This window comes from Nocardioides sp. Leaf285, from assembly GCF_001422955.1.
GTDB classification, from domain to species: Bacteria; Actinomycetota; Actinomycetes; order Propionibacteriales; family Nocardioidaceae; genus Nocardioides; species Nocardioides kribbensis.
On record NZ_LMNH01000005.1, the window covers coordinates 68,256 to 84,935 of the forward strand.

The 16,680-nt window shown below is 71.7% G+C and carries 19 protein-coding genes; all 19 read right to left on the reverse strand.

Annotated elements, in window-relative coordinates; all coding sequences use genetic code 11:
• Nucleotides 1–49: 49 nt before the first annotated feature.
• The 19 genes from ASF47_RS17910 to ASF47_RS18000 all read right to left on the reverse strand — a co-directional run bounded on the left by ASF47_RS17910 (nt 50) and on the right by ASF47_RS18000 (nt 16,604).
• Entirely contained in the window at nt 50–331 is a 282-nt protein-coding gene (locus ASF47_RS17910; RefSeq protein WP_056865402.1) for a hypothetical protein, read from the reverse strand.
• 125 nt (nt 332–456) lie between these two features.
• Entirely contained in the window at nt 457–831 is a 375-nt protein-coding gene (locus ASF47_RS17915) for a hypothetical protein (RefSeq protein ID WP_056865403.1), read from the reverse strand.
• A gap of 69 nt (nt 832–900) precedes the next feature.
• The gene (locus tag ASF47_RS17920; RefSeq protein WP_156698003.1) at nt 901–2,187 is read right to left on the reverse strand and encodes a hypothetical protein; all 1,287 of its coding nucleotides are present in this window, start codon (nt 2,185–2,187) and stop codon (nt 901–903) included.
• 81 nt (nt 2,188–2,268) lie between these two features.
• A complete protein-coding gene (locus tag ASF47_RS17925; RefSeq protein WP_056865405.1) occupies nt 2,269–2,598 on the reverse strand; it encodes a hypothetical protein in 330 nt (109 codons plus the stop codon).
• A 121-nt stretch (nt 2,599–2,719) separates the two neighbouring features.
• Nucleotides 2,720–3,508 carry a hypothetical protein gene (locus ASF47_RS17930; protein ID WP_056865406.1) on the reverse strand — a complete coding sequence of 263 codons (789 nt, stop codon included), beginning with the start codon at nt 3,506–3,508 and terminating at the stop codon, nt 2,720–2,722.
• A 59-nt stretch (nt 3,509–3,567) separates the two neighbouring features.
• Complete coding sequence (locus ASF47_RS17935; RefSeq protein WP_056865407.1) at nt 3,568–4,020, reverse strand: hypothetical protein; 453 nt, start codon at nt 4,018–4,020, stop codon at nt 3,568–3,570.
• Between the two features lie 24 nt (nt 4,021–4,044).
• Nucleotides 4,045–4,452, reverse strand: coding sequence for a hypothetical protein (locus ASF47_RS17940; RefSeq protein ID WP_056865408.1), 408 nt, complete (start codon nt 4,450–4,452; stop codon nt 4,045–4,047).
• Between the two features lie 55 nt (nt 4,453–4,507).
• Nucleotides 4,508–5,110 carry a hypothetical protein gene (locus ASF47_RS17945; RefSeq protein ID WP_156698004.1) on the reverse strand — a complete coding sequence of 201 codons (603 nt, stop codon included), beginning with the start codon at nt 5,108–5,110 and terminating at the stop codon, nt 4,508–4,510.
• Between the two features lie 45 nt (nt 5,111–5,155).
• On the reverse strand, nt 5,156–6,166 hold the full coding sequence (locus ASF47_RS17950; RefSeq protein WP_056865410.1) for a DUF262 domain-containing protein: 1,011 nt from the start codon (nt 6,164–6,166) through the stop codon (nt 5,156–5,158).
• A gap of 62 nt (nt 6,167–6,228) precedes the next feature.
• Nucleotides 6,229–6,699: a hypothetical protein gene (locus ASF47_RS21495; RefSeq protein WP_056865411.1), complete on the reverse strand. Its 471-nt coding sequence runs from the start codon at nt 6,697–6,699 to the stop codon at nt 6,229–6,231.
• 71 nt (nt 6,700–6,770) lie between these two features.
• Nucleotides 6,771–7,568: a hypothetical protein gene (locus tag ASF47_RS17960; RefSeq protein ID WP_156698005.1), complete on the reverse strand. Its 798-nt coding sequence runs from the start codon at nt 7,566–7,568 to the stop codon at nt 6,771–6,773.
• Nucleotides 7,569–7,645: 77 nt separating this feature from the next.
• Nucleotides 7,646–8,578, reverse strand: a complete 933-nt coding sequence (locus ASF47_RS17965) for a DUF262 domain-containing protein (protein ID WP_082500515.1) — start codon at nt 8,576–8,578, stop codon at nt 7,646–7,648.
• Nucleotides 8,579–8,725: 147 nt separating this feature from the next.
• Entirely contained in the window at nt 8,726–9,202 is a 477-nt protein-coding gene (locus tag ASF47_RS17970; protein WP_156698006.1) for a hypothetical protein, read from the reverse strand.
• Nucleotides 9,199–10,134 (reverse strand): hypothetical protein, encoded by a 936-nt coding sequence (locus ASF47_RS17975; RefSeq protein WP_056865415.1) that lies wholly within the window; start codon nt 10,132–10,134, stop codon nt 9,199–9,201. The genes ASF47_RS17970 and ASF47_RS17975 overlap by 4 nt, the downstream gene beginning before the upstream one ends.
• 61 nt (nt 10,135–10,195) lie before the next feature.
• Nucleotides 10,196–11,269, reverse strand: coding sequence for a DUF6573 family protein (locus ASF47_RS21735; protein WP_056865416.1), 1,074 nt, complete (start codon nt 11,267–11,269; stop codon nt 10,196–10,198).
• 52 nt (nt 11,270–11,321) lie between these two features.
• Nucleotides 11,322–11,774, reverse strand: coding sequence for a protein-tyrosine phosphatase family protein (locus ASF47_RS17985; protein WP_162242292.1), 453 nt, complete (start codon nt 11,772–11,774; stop codon nt 11,322–11,324).
• Nucleotides 11,775–12,126: 352 nt separating this feature from the next.
• Entirely contained in the window at nt 12,127–12,792 is a 666-nt protein-coding gene (locus ASF47_RS17990; protein ID WP_056865418.1) for an NUDIX hydrolase, read from the reverse strand.
• 20 nt (nt 12,793–12,812) lie between these two features.
• On the reverse strand, nt 12,813–15,323 hold the full coding sequence (locus ASF47_RS17995; protein WP_056865419.1) for a helicase-related protein: 2,511 nt from the start codon (nt 15,321–15,323) through the stop codon (nt 12,813–12,815).
• Between the two features lie 57 nt (nt 15,324–15,380).
• The gene (locus ASF47_RS18000) at nt 15,381–16,604 is read right to left on the reverse strand and encodes a hypothetical protein (RefSeq protein WP_056865420.1); all 1,224 of its coding nucleotides are present in this window, start codon (nt 16,602–16,604) and stop codon (nt 15,381–15,383) included.
• Nucleotides 16,605–16,680 lie beyond the last annotated feature (76 nt).

Below are 16,680 nucleotides of genomic sequence, written 5' to 3' on the forward strand. Positions count from 1 at the left end.
GTGGATCGGCGTTCGTCGTGGCGGCGAAGGAGGCCGTGAGGCGCTCGGGTCAGTGGCTGGCCCCCGGAGGGCAGCCGCAGTCCTGGGGGTTGAGGGCACAGGGGCCTCGACCGGTGCTGCGCGCGCAGGTCTCGCTGAGCGTGCTGCGCTCCTCGAAGGACAGGTCGGGGTCCTGCGCCTCGCGGCACGAGGGACACAGTCGGCAGGTGGCCGCGGAGCCCATCAGGTCGAGGTTGGTCTCGGCGCGCGCGTGGGCCTTGAACTGGCCGCCGCCGACGCCGGTGCCGCGGCGAGCCTGAGCCGGACGGTGCTGGAGCGTTGCTGCGGTCATGGCGCGCCTCCTGTGCGCTGGGCTGGCGACCTGCCGGGTGGTCGGACGCCTTCGCGCATCATGTTACCCAGGATGCTTGTGTTTGAACACGTTTGCGTCCATTGGCTGCGAGGTCAGCACGGCCTTCAGACGGCCTCCTCGGTCTGGACGCGAGCGGGTACGGCGCGACCGAATGCGGCCTGGCCGGTCTCACGAGCCAGCAACCGCCACGCAGGGTCCTGGGCGCAGGCGTCGAGCAGGGTCGGGTGCAGGGATTGGGCGAGCCAGCGGCGCGAGGCGGGCCAGGTGATCTCGGGGTGGCGTGCTGCGACGCGCGCGAGACGAACGGCGCGCATGGTGGCGAAGTCGCCGGGGGCGACGGTGCAGTCGAGGACCGCGCGCCGCAGGCAGTGCAGCAGCGCTGTGGCCGCACACTCTCCCTGACGCGTCGACATCGGCGGCGCGTCCAGGTCGAGGTCCAGGTCGAGCATGCTGGTGTCTCGGGTGGCCCAGGCGTTCATGGTCAGCACGTGTGCGGCCACAGTCCCCCAGCGCACCCGGCACCCGCCCAGGCCCCGCCCCGGCGTGGATCACGCCTCGGCGAGCGCTCTCCAGGCGTCACCGGTCCCGGCCCGCTGCGCGACAGCGAGACGACCCGCGGTCATCTCGTCGACCAGCCATGCGCGGCCGTCGTAGACCGCGTCGCCGAGGGTGCGCGGGTCGGCGTCGAACGGGGAGCACCCTGCTGGCAGGAACCGTGTGATCCAGTCGAGATTGATGCGGCCTGTGGCGCTCGCGGCTTCGACCGCTGAGCGTCGCTCGTCGATGGCGTCCTGGACGTCCCAGGCGTGCGGCGGGCAGTGGTCGCGACACACGGTGCGGGTCTGCCGGTGACGACTGCTGCCACCCTCGGCGCCTGTCTCGGTGCCTGTCTCGCCGCCGATGGTCCCGACGTGGGACCACCAGCACCGGACCCCGCAGACCACGCAGGGGTCGCCGACCTCGGCGACGTCGAAGACGCCGGAGCCGAAGATGCCGCAGGTGGCGCAGAACCCGGCGCCGTTCTTGTAGCCGCGGGTCTCCCAGGCGTGGGAGCCCTCGGCCAGCAGGGTGGGACAGGTGGTCTTGGCGGTCCACTTGGCCCACGCGGCGTCCTCGGCGTCGGCGAAGGTCGAGCCTTCGCCTCGCAGGTAGCCGCCGCTGGGGTTGTCGTCGGTGGAGGGCGGAAAAGTCTCGATGAAGGCTCCTGCGTCGAGCAGGATGTGGTGCCGCTCGTCGGAGGCCCACCAGGTGGTGTGCTGGTCGGGGTCGGCGACCTGCTCCGGTGTCGCCACGGCGCTGCGATGGGCTCTGCCGCCCTGGGTCAGGGTTCCTGCGGGCCAGGGGTGGCGCAGCGCGTGGAGGGGCCGCCGGGCCTGGGTGGTCGTGTCGAAGGTGTCGGAGCGTACGACGTGGCGGGGCAGGGCGTGAGCGATGCGGTGGCGGTCGCGCGCCAGCCGGAAGGAGGGGTGGAGGCTGTCGTCCACGGTGCGTAGGAGGTCTTCGGCTTGCAGCAGCACCGACTCTGGCTTCCGCGGACACCACTCAGCCGCGTATCGACCGTGGAACTCGTCGAGGCCGGACTCGACGGGGTCGACGTCGTAGACGATGGTGGCCTCGACGGGGCCGGGGGTGGTCAGTGCCTGCAGGAAGGTGATGGCTGAGGGCAGGCGCACGACGTGGGTTGCAGACCACCAGGCGGGCTCACCGTTCTCGTCAGCGAGCGTGGCGTGGGCCAGCACGAACGTCGCCCCAGCAGCGCGATCGTCTTCGGCGTGCCAGACGACCTCCTCGACGTCAGTGGAGGCATCTGGAAGGTCGGTCGGGTGGCTGCTCACGCTTGACCTGTGCCCAGGGCGGGTGGGCGGCGACGGAGGCAGTAGTGGACCCCGGCGCCAGGGGTCGGGGTCGCGGTCGGGTCAGTGGTGACCGCAGATGCCGCGAGGCGGGTAGGTCAGGTCGGCGTAGTCGGCGATCGTGATGTCGTGGGTCAGGGTGTCGCCGCAACCCAACATGCAGGGCAGGGTGAGCGTGAAGGTGCGGTGGGCGAGGTCGCTGACGGTCAGCGTCGCGCGCTGCCAGGTCGCCGATCCCTCGCGGGCGATGTCGAGGACCTCGCGTGCTTCGCGGTACTCCGCGACGAAGTCACGGAAGGACTGGACCGATGCCTGACCCTGCGGGGCGTGTGCGTCGGCTCCGGGGGCGTGGCCGGGGCGGTTGGTGCTGAGGTCGTTCTGGTCGGTGGTCACGAGGTGGCTCCGTGGGCTGATCGGTCAGGGCCGGGTCAGGGATGGGTCAGGGCCGGGGCGAGTGCGGGCGTGAGAGGAACGGCATGAGGGAAGGGGGTGCGGGCGGGCCGGATGTTGCGGGTCAGCGCCTCGCCTCGACGCCGCGGGCCACGCCGTGGTCGTCCGGGCCGATGGTGGGGATGGTCGAGTCGAGGGCGGCCAGCAGCGTAGTGATCTCGGTGCGGGTGCTGAGGCGGGCAGCGGGGCCGGTGCGCATGGCTGCGGCTCCGCGGAGGAGGTCGATCTCGGTCCAGGTCACCAACGCGCAGAGTGCCGCGTCGCCGTAGCCGGTGTCGGTGACGTGAACGCTGCGGTCCTCGGGGGCCTCCAGGTGGGCCACGACGAGGCCGTCGTCGCGGATCAGGGCACGCAGAGCGGTGAGTGACCCGAGGCGGAACCAGCCGACGGGGCACTGCTGGTCGAGTGCGTCGGCGACGGGGGCGAGCAGCGGAGATGCGGCTCGCAGGGAGTCGACGTAGTTCTCCCAGGCGACGACGTGGGGGTGGTCGTTGCGGATGCGGGCCTGGTCGAAGGGCCGGTGAGTGTCCTCCATGGTCAGGTGTGCGCAGCCGCGCAGGGCGTGTGCCCAGGCCTGTCCGACGAGGTCGCGAGGGCACTCGGTGATGAGGTCCATGACCTGCGGCAGGGGTACCTCCAGCGCGTCGATCGGCCGGGTGGGGGCCTTGTCACGGCTCGCGCTGAACCAGGCGCTGAACGCCTGGTGGTCCTCGGCTGCGATGTCCTCGTCGAACATGGCCGCGTGAGCGGCGATCAGCGCCGGGCCGGTGGGCACGACCCGCAGGACCTCGATGCGCGTCGCCGGGTCTGACATCGTCTCGGGAGTGGCCGGGCTGGTCTGGGCTGGCTGCATGGCGCGATCGTGTGCGGCGCTGACCCGGACGTGCTCCCGTTCCCGCGCAAGCCGGGTGCTCAGGTCGGGCCAGGCTGAGTGGCGGCGACGTTGAGACGGTCGAGGTCGCGCACGGCAAGGAGCACATCGTGGGCAGCCAGATGGGCCTGGGCGTGGGACTCCAGCGCTGCCTCTACCTGGGCCTGCAGGCTGCCAGAGTTCAGCCAGTGGGGCAGGAGACGCGCGTGCAGCGCACGGTGCGCCTGCGCTCGTTGCGCCGGTGTGCCGAGGTCGAGATCGGTGAGGGCTGCGTACGCGTCGGCTGCGGCGGACCGGGGGTCGTCGAGGTGCGGGATCAGCGCGCGCGCGAGGACGTCGCGTACCTGGGCTTCGCGCAGGACTCGGTCCTCGCCGAGGCGCGACATCCGGTGGGGGCCGGTGGGGGCATGGATGCAGTCGCAGTGCTGACCGGCGGTCCCCGGGCACGCCAGCACGCAGGTCCCGGGGTCGGGATCGCGCAGGCACTCACACATCGCTGGTCCTCTCGTCGCGTGTGCTCAGGAGTTGCAGGCGCGCTCGCGGCTCAGGCTCACCGTGGTCAGGGCGAGCCCGCCGGGGCGGTGCTCGATGCCTTCGAGGCTGACTCGCCGTCCGTCGAGGTGCACCAGGCGGGCACGGGTCAGGTGCAGCAGCGGGCGCTGCTTGGCCTTGCCCTCCACCGGCGTGGTGACCATGAGGCTGGCGTCGAGATGGCTGAAGTGGGCGTTGTGGAACATCCCGACCGGCGCCTCATGGGTCTGCACCGGGCCGGTGGGGCTGTCGAAGTCGAGGCGAGCGATGCGCGCGGTGTCGAAGAGCCACGTCGTCAACGGCGCCTCGGGAGGCAGGGTGTCGACGTCGATGCCCTTGCTGGGGCGTGAGCAGTCCAGGGATCCGGTTCGGGGCGAGTCGTGCGTCTCGGTCATGCACGAAGCGTGTGCGGCCGCTGTGTCCGCCTGCTCCCGCGGTCCGCGGGGATTGTCAGGTGGTGGCTGACCCAACGGCGCTGGGGCCCAGCAGCAGGACGGTCTCCACGTCCCAGGTGTTGAGGCTGGGCTCGGAGTGGCGGGTCTCGGCCAGCGCGGCGGGCGTGACCCAGAGCGCATCGAATCGTGTCGACATAGCCTCGTAGTCGAAGCCCTGGTCAGCGGTCCGCGAGAGGAAGGCAGCCACCAGGGAGGCGCCCGGGTCCTGCGTGGCGTCCACCCCGAGGTCTGCCTCCAGCAGCCCCGGCGGCGGCGGGAAGGCGGCGGCCGTGGCCAGCAGGTCGGCGTAGGAGTCGATGACCAGCACACGCGCGTCGTCGGCGAGCGTGACGACTTGGACGCGACCGTCGCGGTCGGGGTCGCGGGTGCCCGGCGTCTCCTCCGTGACCCACTGCGACCACGTCGTCTCCGGCGCCTCGCGTGGGTCGTTGACGAGCGGCGAGACCGCGATCCCGCCCTCGGGTCGCCCGTTGAGGGCCCAGCGGTTGCGGACGGGCTTGATCTTGGCCGCCTCGAAGTCGACCGCAGACAGCCACCCCATGGCGGGGACATCGCCGCCGCGGCAGACGTGGAGTTCGGCTGGGTCGGTGCGCTGCATGGGGCGCAGCCTAGGTGTTGCGAGCCTCGGGCGGATGACCTGCGCTCACTCCGCGCGGGCGGCCACCTCAGCGGCGCGCTTCATGTCGTCGCCGCTCTGGTCGGTGCCGCCACCGTTGAGCAGCAGGTAGAGCCGGGCCTCGTCCTCGACCGTGGCGACCTGCGCCTCGTTGACCACCAGGTGGGCCTTCGTGAGCGACCAGCGGTTGCGTTCGCCCTGGGACAGCCCGGAGAAGGCGACGTAGGGCCCGTCGGAGGTCTCGAAGGTCCGCTCGACGCGCTCGGGGTCGAACCAGGAGGCCGGGACGGCGAACTCGTCGTTGAACCACTGCTGGCAGGTCTCGATGCGCTGCTTGCCGTCGATGACCGCCCGCATCCCCAGCCCGGTGCTCAGCGGGTCGGAGCCGCCGGAGCATCGCCACAGCGAGGTCGTGCGGTCGTTGACGGTGACGGCGGGCACCGGGATGCCGCGGCAGAACGATTCGATGAGCCGCTGGCGCTGGCGCAGGTCCCAGACGGAGCCGCGCTGGTAGGGCGGGTTGAGGTCGTAGAGGCCTGAGGTGGCTTCGCGTGCGACTTCGTGGGCCGACCGGTTGAGGGTCTGGGCGATCGTGAGGCGTCCCAGCGGCTCGTGGCTCTGCAGCGACGACTCGCCGTCGGCGGGCGCGTAGTCCAGTCGCTCGTAGGCCGGTCGGGTGTCGCGGACGCGGGTGAAGGTGTGGTCGCGCTCGAAGGAGCGCGAGAGGTAGGCGCTCGGAGATCCGTCGGGTTCGCGGTCGTAGGACTCGAACTCCACGATCCACTCTCCCCCGTGCCGACCGTCCTCGGGGCTGGAGATCGGGTAGGCGCGGTCGACGACGCGATCCTCTCCGTCGACCATGAGCAGGTCGCCAGCGGCGATGTCGCTGCCGTCGATCTGCTCGATCGCTCGATCGCGAGTGGCGCGCAGGTCGACGCCGTCGGGGCCGATGCTGGCCTCATCGAGCGGTTGGGTGCCGAACTCGCCGTTGCTGCGACGGCGCTTCTCACGGGCGGCGATGTTCTGCTGGGTGGCCATGTCTGCACGGTATGCGGCGGCGTCGGTCGACGCTCCGAGGGTGGGGTGCCGGGGCGGACGGTTCAGCGGCGGTCGGCGTGCTTCTGACGCTGGTACCGCCCGCCCGAGACGCCCTTCCTGATCTGGTCGAGGCGGGCCTTCTTGACGCCGAAGATCGGCTCCAGCGCCTCCCAGGTGCGCCCCTCCAGGTGCAGCGAGTCGACGGCGTCGGAACGCAGTACCTTGACCGCCTCGGTGGCCCTGTTGTGCACGGCGGTGACATCGGAGGAGAGGCGACCGATGGCTTCCCATCCGTCGTCGTCGTGGCGGGCCAGAAGCAGGCGAATGAGGGAGTCGACGAGTATCTCGATCTCCGGCTCCAGGCACTTCCCAGACGCCGTTAGGTCGGCGAAGCGGGCCGCAGCCTCGGCGCGCTCTCGCTGCGAGTAGCGGGTGCGGATGTCGTGGGCGCGGGCCTCTGTGGTCTGGACTGCGGGGCTGTGCCCGGGTGAGCCCGCAGGGGGGTTGGTGCTGGCGTGGCTGTCGATGGACATGGCGGGTTCCTTGTTCTGGCCGGGCTGGTGCGCCTGGCGGCTGGATTGGTGGAGGCCTTGTGGGTGTGGGCTCAGGTGCCGCGGTAGTCACGTGAGCGCTGGTCGGCGGCGTAGGCGACGTCGATCATGAGCGTGACGGGATCCGGCGCACCCCGGCGGTTGATCTCGCGCAGCGCTGCGGCGCGTCGCCAGTACGGGGCTGGCACGCGGTCGTCGTCGTAGTCACGGACGGCGAACATCGAGGGGTGGCCGTCGGTGCCCTCGGCGATGCGGTACCGGTCGCGGGTCCCGGTCGCGGGGTCGACGAGGGTCACGTCGAGGACGGCCGCCCGGCTGCGCGTCCCTGGGAGCAGCCCGCTCGACGTCTGGGCTTGGTGCGGTGCCACGTAGAAGCGTGAGTAGGTGACGTGCTCACCCGCGTCGAGGTCGGGACCGAAGGTCACCGTGCTCAACGCTCGCCGAGCGCGGGCCCCCGGGCGCGAGATGAGGGTCTGCATGCGCTCGTCGAAGGCGCGGTAGAGGTGGGCCTGCTCGACGGCGTCGCCGACCACGGCACGGCAGTCCTCGGCGGTGACATCGCGGAAGCCGAAGGGCGGCTCGTCGATCTGCAGGCTGCGTGTGGCGTAAGCGGCCATGGCCGGGTCGACACCCGCGACGGGCCGCGCCCAGGTCGCGGAGACCGAGAGCCTGGCATCGTTGCGGACGGTCAGTGTGTGGCCTTCGGCGTCGTGTGCCGTCAACAGGACGCCGGGTGCGTGGGCGCCGGTGGGGGCCTCGAAGCGCAGGCCGGGGTAGTCGGCTCGCAGGGCGCTGAGGCACTGCTCGATGTAGGGCACGTGGCCGGGCACTTCGGCCGGATCGACTCTCACGGTGGCCTCGGCGCGGTGCGTCTGGGCGAACCGGCCCCCGTGGTCGCGAGGGTGGGATGCGGGCTCGAAATGGCGGGTCATCGCGGGTCCTCCGATGGGTTGTTCTGGGGCGAAGTGGACGAGGTGCCGCGTCGGGCGACCTCGGCGGCGTTCGCGAGGTCGGCGGCGCGCTGTTCTGTGCCACCAGTGTTGAGCAGCAGGTACATCTCGGCTTCGGCCTGCACGGTGGGCAGGGCGGCGTAGATGCGCGGCATGGTGGCCTCGGTGCCCATGACGGCCCGCGCGGTGGGCGTCAGTCCGTGCCAGGTGACGTGGGGGCCCTCGGGTGTGGGGATCGTGGTGGCGATCTCCTCGGGCTCGAACCAGGACGCGGGCACCGGCAGGGAGCCCTCGAACCAGTCGCGGAGCGTCTCCAGGCGCTGCTTGCCGTCGATGACGGCGTAGGTCGAACGGGACGGGTTGGATCGGTCGTGCCCGGGGTTGGCTGCATACCAGGCCGGGGCGTGGCGGTCGTTGAGGACGACCGCGGGCACGGGCACCCCGAGCCGCAGGCTGCGGATCAGGTTGACCCGCTGTGCCTGGCTCCACGCCGATCCTCGCTGGTAGGGCGGGTCGAGGTCGATGTCGCCGTCGCTGACCTCGTTGGCGAGACCTCGCGCTGTGCCGGAGGTGGCGTGCAGGGGCAGTCGCTTCAGGGGTCGGTCGTCCCGCAGGAGGGTCCCGGTGCTCTGGCTCACGCTCTCCTCGGCTTCCTCGGGGTGTACGGAGTGGCAGCCGACGTCGGGGCACCCGAGGTCGGGGTGGGCTTCGAGGTGGCCACGAGCAGCGCAGTCGTCGCAGTGACCCGGCAGCCCTACGGACTGGCGCTGGCTGCTGGAACCGGTGAAGGTGACGCGGCGCGACGCGCCGGAGTTCGCCGCGAGGCAGACCTCGGCTTCGTCGCGGTTCTGGGTTCCGAACTGGCCACTGGCGCGGCGGGCCGCCTCGCGGGCTGCTGCGGGGTGTGTCATGTCCTGTCGGTGTGCGGGGTCCGGCTCAGCCGCTCACCGCGTGAGGCTGTCGCGGCTCGCCGTATCGTGGTGGGGTCGTGCCCCTCCCCGAGTGTTGTGGGCGACGGGTGGGGCGCGGCAGGCAAGGGGGGCTCGACCCGTGGGGCCTCAGCCACGCGCGTCGATGCGGTCGGTGGCGAAGAGTTCTCGGAACGCGCTCAGGCCCTCGCGCTCGTTGCGGGGCAGGTCGAAGGTCCACAGGTCGATGGTGTTGGCGTGCGGCTGGCGGGTGTGGGGGTCGGCGGGGTCGACGTAGTGGCCCAGCACCATGCCCTTCTCGGGCACGACGCGGTGCAGTCGGATCAGGCGACGGGTGCGGAAGTGGGGCACCTGCTCGGCGATGAGGTCGCCGGTCTCGACGCCTGCGAAGGTGCGCAGGCGTCGCACCGGCACGTAGGGGCCCCAGCCGGTGCCGACCCAGGTGATGCCCTCGATGTCGTAGGGGGCCGGGGCGGGCGGCGCTACGGCGCCGGGGATGAGCGTGACGGCCCGTGCCTCGTGTCGGCTCTGGGGGCCGAATCGGCCATCGGCACGACGTGCGTCCTCGCGGGACCGTGCGGTGCTGGGCATCGGACTGGCGGTCATGAAGATGGGGTGTGCGGCAGGGCGGGAACGCGCTCCCGCGACGCGCTCCGCGCGGTGAGGTGCTCCCGGAGGGCCGCCGTGACGCGCTCGTCGGCTGTCGGGTCGTCCGAGGCGTAGCGGGGGATGTCGGTGTCGCTGAGGTGGGCGCAGGTCTCGACCGCATCGCGGATGGGGACCCCATGAGCGGTGTGGTCGACTGCCTCGGACAGGACGCGGCGTACCAGGCGGCGGCGCTGCTCCCCGGTGACGTGGTCGGCCCGGACGCGGGTGAGCGCCGTCGCCCGAGCGCTGGCCCAGGGCCCACTGCTCTCTGCCACGGGGGCGCCCGAAGCGTCGGGGTGCTCGGGACGGACCTGGACGTCGACGCGCAGGAGCCGCGCGTCGGCGGGGTTGTCGGGGGCGTAGGAGCCGTTGCGTCCCTCGCCCCGGTCGCTGAGACGCACCCGCACGCCGTGACGCTCGTCGACGACCCACTCGCCCACCTCCAGCGCGACCTCGTCGTAGGCCTCCACGTGGTTCCCGGGGCGAGCGTGGAGGGTGTCGGGGCGCGTGGCTCGGTGGTCGAGGAACGCGTGGCGGGCGCGGGCACTGGCCAGGGGTCCCAGGTCCTCGGCCAGCAGCAGCGCGCCGCACGGCTGTCCGGTCTGCGGGTCGTCCTGCTCGCACGTGGCGGCCCACCGTCGGCCAGGCCCCAGCGCGACGTGTGCGGAGGCGCCGGGCGGGATGGCGGAGGTCAGGTGCACCGGGGTGCCCATGAAGTCGTCGGCGGGGTCGTTGCCGAGGTAGTCGTAGAGCACGAACCCGACGCGGGGACCGCGGGCGCCGACTCCCCGCTCGACCAGGTCGACGCCGGGCGCCTCGCGGTGGACCTTCGCGGCGAAGCGCCCGATGGGCGTGCGGGGGTGGAGTCGTTCATCGAAGCGGTCGGTCACGGGTGTCAGGTCTTCTCTCGGGCAGGCTGGGGCGGGACGGCGGAAGGCGCGAGCGGGAGGCTCAGTCCTCGTCGGGCGTCATGACGGTGATGCACGGGCTGCCGTCGTCGTCGCTGGTGATGACGGCGTGCAGGGTCGTGCGCACCGGACGGGTGGCGCGCGGGGTGTTGGGGATCCGCATCACCTGGAAGGGGACTCGCTCGCCGAGGCGGACCTGGTTGTCGGTCTTGCGGGCGTGCGCCTGGAGGGCCACGCGGGTGAGGTTGAGGACGTCCCAGGCGCGACCGGCTTCGTCCTGCAGACCGCTGTTGGCCTCCTCCCAGCGCACCGCGTCGCCGTGTGCGCCGCGGGTCAGGGCGACGGGCCAGGAGATGCCCGCCTCGCGCGCCATCGCGGAGTGGTCCACGAGCGCACCGTCGCCGATCGCCTGGGCGCGGGTGTAGGTGGAGATGTACTCGGTGCCGTGCCAGAAGGAGTCGGGGTCGTCGACGTAGCGGGTGCCGTCCGGCGCGGTGGCGATGCCGTTCTTGGAGACCGATCCGGGCGGGAAGGGGCTCTCCGGCTCGGGCTCGGGCTCCGGCTCCGGCTCGGGGGCGGCGGGCGGGTCGTTCGTAGCGGCCGTGGGGTCCTCCCAGGGGTCGAAGTCGCCACCCGCCGAGGGGGCGCCGCTCACCTCGGCGGTCTCCACCGGCGGGGGGCCTTCACCTGCTCGTGCCTGCCGCACGGCGAAGGAGGCCAGCGCGGCGGACTGGTCGCGTCGCTGGGCCAGGTCGTCGAACCCGAGGCTGAGGAAGGCGCCGGTCTCGTTGCCGTGGGCGTCGTACTGCGTGGCGATGTACTGGCCGACCTCGATGATGCCGAGGTCGGGGTCGTTGCTGGCGTCGGCCTCGACGCGGGCCACGAAGCCGTTGGGCAGCCCGATCCGGCCGCCGGGGTCGTCGAGTTGGGCCAGGTGCCGCTCGATCTCCCAGGATCGGACCGCCTCGTCGCGACTGAGGTCGCCCGCCATCGGGTCGAGCAGGTCGATGCCGCCGGGGCCGAGGTCGCCTTCGGTGCGGACCTGCGTCCCGAACCGTCCGTTGGCGTGGCGGGACGCTTCTCGCGCCTGGGTCGCGCTGAGGCTGGAGTGGGTCATGCCCGGGAGGTGTGCGGCGTCGCCGGGCGCCGCTCGCCGGGCCTGCCCTGTCTCACGCCCGAGGGGTCTCACGCCGCTGCAGGTCGTCCTCGATCGTGCGCAGGTGGTCGACGAAGGCGGTGTTGAACAGGACCCAGGGGCCCCGGGCGGCTCGCATGCGAGCCAGGACGTCGTCGGTGCGCCACCCCATCTTGATCATGGCCATGCCAGCGACCAGCCCTGACCGGTTCATCCCGGCCTGGCAGCGCACCATCACGTCCTGCCCCTGCTCGACCCGCTGCCGGGTCGTCTCTGCAAGTGTGTCGAGACGGGCGTGATCTGCAGGGTCCAGGGGTCCGTCGACCATGGTGTGAGTGTGGTGCTCGACGCCCGGGGCGGGCTCGTGGCCCTCGCGAGTGAACAGCGAGATGACGACGTCGAAGCGATCGCGAGGTTTGGCGTCACCGCCGCCGGGCTGGCAGTCGTGTCCCCCGAGCCACAGCCCACCTCCGGAGGGATGGGCCATGACCTGGTCCCACTGCCTGTCGCAGAAGGGGATCTGCGTGATGACCCCTCGTCCCGCGCATGGCTCGCAGGTCGCCTGCTTGGCCAGGTCCTGCCTCTGCCCGTCCGTGGTGCGGCAGTGAGGACAGGGCACGGAGCCACCAGTGGTGTTCTCCGCCACGAGGGTCCCGTCGGGCAGTAGGCGCGTGACGATGCCGAGGTGAGCCATCGAGTGAGCAGGAGCGTCGAGGGTGAGGTCTGCTTCGGTGCGCGCGGTGGGCGCGAAGGAACCCGGCGTGCTTGCTGCAGTGGTGGCGCGTCGCTTGATGATGGTTACCTCCTGGTGGCGGCGACTGGGCGTGGTCGGCGCTGGGTCAGATCAGCCCGCGCAGGCGGGCCCGGCCGACCGCCGCGACGGTGAAGGCGTCGGTGATGCTCCCGCTGGCGACCTGGGCGACGACGTCGTCGATGGGCAACCAGAACGTCGGCGGCTCGTGCGCCTCGACGGGCGCGAGCGGGGCGTCCTCGTCGACTTCGACGAGGAACAGGTGGACCAGCGAGTCGAGGATCCCGTTGTCGGGGTGGACACCGCCCAGGGCGATCACCTCGCCGGGGCGACTCCCGGTCTCCTCGGCCAGTTCGCGCAGCGCCTCGCTGCGGTGGTCGTCGGTGTCGCCGAAGCCGCGGGGGATCTCCATGCTGACCGCGGAGATCGCGTAGCGGTACTGCGCGACCAGCCCGATGCGCTGCGCACGGACCGGGAGCACAGCGACGCCGTCGTGCTGGCCGACCTGGATGCGGTTCCAGCGTGCGATGGCCCCGCCGGGCAGGGCGACACGGTCGAAGAAGACGCTGACCCAGGGGTTGGCGTAGACCCGGTCCTCCTCCAGCCGCTCGATGGGGGCGAGCGCGGATGAGCCTGCCAACCCGGTCCCGAGGTCGGCCGAGGACCCGGGCTGGGTCAGGGGCTCGTTCAGGGGCTCGTTCAGGGGCTCGTTCAGGGGCTCGTTCAGGGGCTCGTTCAGGGTCTGCGCGCTCATGGTGTCCAGGTGTGCGGGGCTCACGCTGCCTGCTTGGCGCGAGTCTGGGCGTGACGGGCCACCGCGACCTCGACGAGGGAGGCGATGATCTCCGCTGGGGCCGCGGCGACGTCGAGGTCGCCTTCGACCAGGTCCATCTCGGCGTCGGATCCCTCACCGAGGACCTTCGAGATCAGGTCGGCCTTGCGCACCAGGATGTCCTGGATCCGCCCATCGAGAGTGCCCGCGGCCAGCAGGGTGGTGACCGAGACGTGGTTCTCCTGGCCGATGCGCCAGGCGCGGTCCTCGGCTTGGGACTGGTGGGGCACGCTCCAGTCCGACTCCAGGAACCACAGATCGGAGGACTTGGTCAGGGTGATCCCGACTCCGGCCGCGGTGATGGAGGCGACCAGGACCGGGATGCGACCGGCTTGGAACTCATCGACGATGCGGCCGCGCTCGACCGAGGAGGTGGATCCGTCGATGACCTTGACCAACGGCAGGTGGTGGTCCTTCAGGTGCGCGGGCGCCGCGGCGCGCAGGGCCTGGATGACCTCCTGGTGGTGGGCCCACACGATCAAGGGCCGCTCGCAGGTGACGGTGCCGTCGATGTTGATGCTGGCCTCCTGGCTGATCCATTCAGCGATGCGATCCAGGGCCGCGGGGACCTTGGCTACCCCTGCCGCCTTGCGCAGCGGCGAGATGAGACCGATCTGGGTCTTGCCCCACGCCTGCGCCTCCTCGTCCTCGGGGTAGCGGCCCTCGGCCGTGCAGAAGGAGTCGATCCAGGAGCAGATCTTGGCGACGACTTCGTCGTGGGCGGCCCGGAACCCGGCGAGGTCGACGTCGAGGATGAGGCCACGGCGCGTCTTGGGCGGCAGGTCGCGCAGGACCTCCTCCTTGACCCGTCGCACCCAGACCTTCTCGGTGAGGATTGCTCGCAGTTCGGGCAGGGCCTCCAGGCGTGGGACGTCCTTGTTGAAGAAGTCCTTCTTGGTGTAGCGGGCCATGAAGGCCTCGTAGCCGCCGAAGACGCGGTCCAGGTGCCCGGAGATGGCCAGCAGGGGGGCCAGTTCGGCGGGGTTGGAGAACAGCGGTGTCGCGGTGGCAGCGATCGTCAACGTCCCGGGCCGCATCCGGGCGACCAGGTCGCGGGCGACGGTCGATCGCTTGCCCAGCCAGGTGCGTGCCCGGTGCGCCTCGTCGTAGGCGTAGCCGTCGGGGTCCCAACGCGCGATCTTCTCCGCTAGAGCGGGTCGCGCCGAGAGCAGCGAGTCGGGGACGACCACGATCCCGGTCTCGGGCAGGTCGGGCTCTTTGCGCCCTGCACGGAAGACAACCAGGGTCCGTTGAGGTGCTGTCTCGGTGAGGTTGATCGCCCTGTCGTCGGGGACACTGGAGGCGCCGGTCCCGAGTGAGGCGGCGGAGTTGCTTGGTGGTGCGAGCGGGCTCCCCGCCGGGCCCGGCAGCGTCGACGAGGGGGTGGCGACGGTCGTAGCGGCTGCCGTGGCCCTCTCGTCGTTCGCCGTGCCCTGGGCCGCAGCGCGCGCGGCGGCCAAGGGGCTCGCGCCATCGCGGGCAGCCTGCTTGGCGGCCGCGGTGGCAGCCTTCTTCGCGGCTCGCTCGCGTCGCTTGAGTTCTGCCTTGGTCGGCGGCTTGGGCGGCACCGCGGCGAGTCCGCATCGCTCGATCTCGCGCGCCCAGTTGGTCACCACGACCGGCGGGACGACGATGACGCCACGCTGGACGTCGCGCAGCGCGAAGGCGCCGATCACCTGCAGGGTCTTGCCGAGGCCAGTCGGGTCGCACAGCAGCGAACGACCCGCCGAGATGGCCATCGCGCCGAGGCGCTGGTACGGGTAGGGCGACATGCCGAACCATCCGGGGATGTCGCCGGTGACCTCGACGAGCCGGTCGATGGCGGCCTGGTCGGCCCCGGTCAGGTCCAGGCCCGAGGAGGCGGCGGCGGTGGACAGGTCGGCTGAGATGGCGGCGTCGCTGAACCGGGCGTGGCCGAAGGACTCCTCAGCCCTCAGCAGCGCCTGGGCTGCAGCGACGGTGGCGGGTTCCACTTCGAGGCCGGGGCGCGGCTGGCCATGGAGCAGAACGTTCGTGAGCGGCACCTCGAAGCGGCCGTTGGCCTTGTCCCAGACCGATCCGCGACCGAGCAGGTCTCTCGCGCCGTGCCAACCCACGAATCGCGGTCGGCACAGGGCCATCGAGGGCTTGATGGCGGAGGCTCGCACCAGCGGCGCCATGAGGTCGCACAGGCTCAGGACGCCATCGAGGGACGGGTCGAGAGGTTGGCCCGGCGGGCCGTTGACGAGGTCGAGGGCGAACCCGGCCTTGCGCAGCATCGCGTCGGGGTTCTTGTCGACGCCGAACGCGGTGATGACCCAGCAGCGTCGCTGGCCGTCGAAGTGTCGGCTGGGGGCGAGTTTGACCCAGTCGATGAGCAGCGTCCCGTGGACGAGGTGTGTCGCTGCGGGGTCGAAGTAGAGGCGCACCTCCGGGCTCCGGACGGTTCCGGAGAGGTAGGCGGTCGGCTGCACGTCCTCCCTGTGCCGCGGCCGGGGAGACGGCGCCACCCGGCCGCGGCACCTCTTGGATCAGGGGTGGTCGGACTTCTTCAGCGGGTCGGTGCCTGCCTTGACCTCGCGGCCGTCGTTGAAGCCGTCGCCGTCGGTGTCCTTGGCGTTGGGGTCGGTCTTGTGCTTGAAGACCTCCTCGTTGTCGTCCAGGTCGTCGCCGTCGGTGTCCTTCTTGGTGGGGTCGGTCAGGTGGGTCTTCACCTCGGGGCCATCACCGATGCCGTCGCCGTCGGTGTCCTTCACGGTCGGGTCGGATCCGACCTCCACCTCGCGGTTGTCGGGCAGTCCGTCGTTGTCAGTGTCCCTGTCCAGGGGGTTGGTGGAGTAGAGGTTGACCTCGTCGCCGTCGGTGAGGCCGTCGCCGTCGGTGTCAGGGTTGGTCGGGTCGCTCGCCTGCGCGATCTCGGCGTCGTCGCGTAGCCCGTCGTCGTCGGTGTCGGCCTTGGCCGGGTCGGTGGCGTGGACGTTGACCTCGGCCCCGTCGAGCAGGGTGTCGTCGTCGGTGTCGGTGTCGAGCGGGTCGGACAGGTGCAGGTCGACCTCGTCACCGTCGCTCAGGTCGTCACCGTCGGTGTCGGCCTGCAGGGGGTCGGTGCGGTGGACCTTGATCTCGTCGCCGTCGAGCACTCCGTCACCATCGGTGTCGGCGTCGAGGGGGTCGGTCAGGTACTGGTCGACCTCGGGTCCGTCTTCGAGGCCGTCGGCGTCGGTGTCGTCGCTGAGGGGGTCGGTGGCGAACTGGTTGACCTCGTCGCCGTCGAAGAGGCCGTCTCGGTCGGTGTCGGCGCGCTTCGGGTCGGTGCCCAGGGCCCGCTCCTCCGAGGTCGTGAGGCCGTCACCGTCGGCGTCGGGGTCCTCCTTGACCAGCGGGTCGGTGCCCCGCTTGACCTCCACGCCGTCAGCGATGCCGTCGCGGTCGGTGTCCCTCCTCGTGGGGTCGGTCCCGAGTCGGTTGACCTCGACGCCGTCCTTCAGCCTGTCGCGGTCGGTGTCGGCCTTGCGCGGATTCGTCCCGAGGGCGGCTTCGCGGGCGTCGCTGAGGCCGTCGCGGTCGCGGTCCTTGACCACGGGGCGCGGCCGGGAGGAGGTGGACTGCTCCGGAGTGGGAGCCGCGGCTGCCTGGTTCCTCGCCTGCCCTCCCACCTGGGCGCTGTCGCCCTGGCTGGCTGCGGCCTGGCCGGCGGTCGCGGTGACCGCGCCGAGCGCGACGGAGGCGATGGCCGCGGCTGCCAGGAAACGCAACGGGCGGGAGCGAAGCGACGCGGATGTGACAGGGCGGGAGTGACGCATCGGGGATCCTCAGGGGCCGGTGGCGCTC

Bases quoted from the DNA above. Each gene is read 5' to 3' on its own strand.
- ASF47_RS17910 (WP_056865402.1), bottom strand. From the start codon at position 331: ATGACCGCAGCAACGCTCCAGCACCGTCCGGCTCAGGCTCGCCGCGGC.
- ASF47_RS17915 (WP_056865403.1), bottom strand. From the start codon at position 831: ATGAACGCCTGGGCCACCCGAGACACCAGCATGCTCGACCTGGACCTC.
- ASF47_RS17930 (WP_056865406.1), bottom strand. From the start codon at position 3,508: ATGCAGCCAGCCCAGACCAGCCCGGCCACTCCCGAGACGATGTCAGAC.
- ASF47_RS17935 (WP_056865407.1), bottom strand. From the start codon at position 4,020: ATGTGTGAGTGCCTGCGCGATCCCGACCCCGGGACCTGCGTGCTGGCG.
- ASF47_RS17940 (WP_056865408.1), bottom strand. From the start codon at position 4,452: ATGACCGAGACGCACGACTCGCCCCGAACCGGATCCCTGGACTGCTCA.
- ASF47_RS17945 (WP_156698004.1), bottom strand. From the start codon at position 5,110: ATGCAGCGCACCGACCCAGCCGAACTCCACGTCTGCCGCGGCGGCGAT.
- ASF47_RS17950 (WP_056865410.1), bottom strand. From the start codon at position 6,166: ATGGCCACCCAGCAGAACATCGCCGCCCGTGAGAAGCGCCGTCGCAGC.
- ASF47_RS21495 (WP_056865411.1), bottom strand. From the start codon at position 6,699: ATGTCCATCGACAGCCACGCCAGCACCAACCCCCCTGCGGGCTCACCC.
- ASF47_RS17965 (WP_082500515.1), bottom strand. From the start codon at position 8,578: ATGACACACCCCGCAGCAGCCCGCGAGGCGGCCCGCCGCGCCAGTGGC.
- ASF47_RS17970 (WP_156698006.1), bottom strand. From the start codon at position 9,202: ATGACCGCCAGTCCGATGCCCAGCACCGCACGGTCCCGCGAGGACGCA.
- ASF47_RS21735 (WP_056865416.1), bottom strand. From the start codon at position 11,269: ATGACCCACTCCAGCCTCAGCGCGACCCAGGCGCGAGAAGCGTCCCGC.
- ASF47_RS17985 (WP_162242292.1), bottom strand. From the start codon at position 11,774: ATGGCCCATCCCTCCGGAGGTGGGCTGTGGCTCGGGGGACACGACTGC.
- ASF47_RS17990 (WP_056865418.1), bottom strand. From the start codon at position 12,792: ATGAGCGCGCAGACCCTGAACGAGCCCCTGAACGAGCCCCTGAACGAG.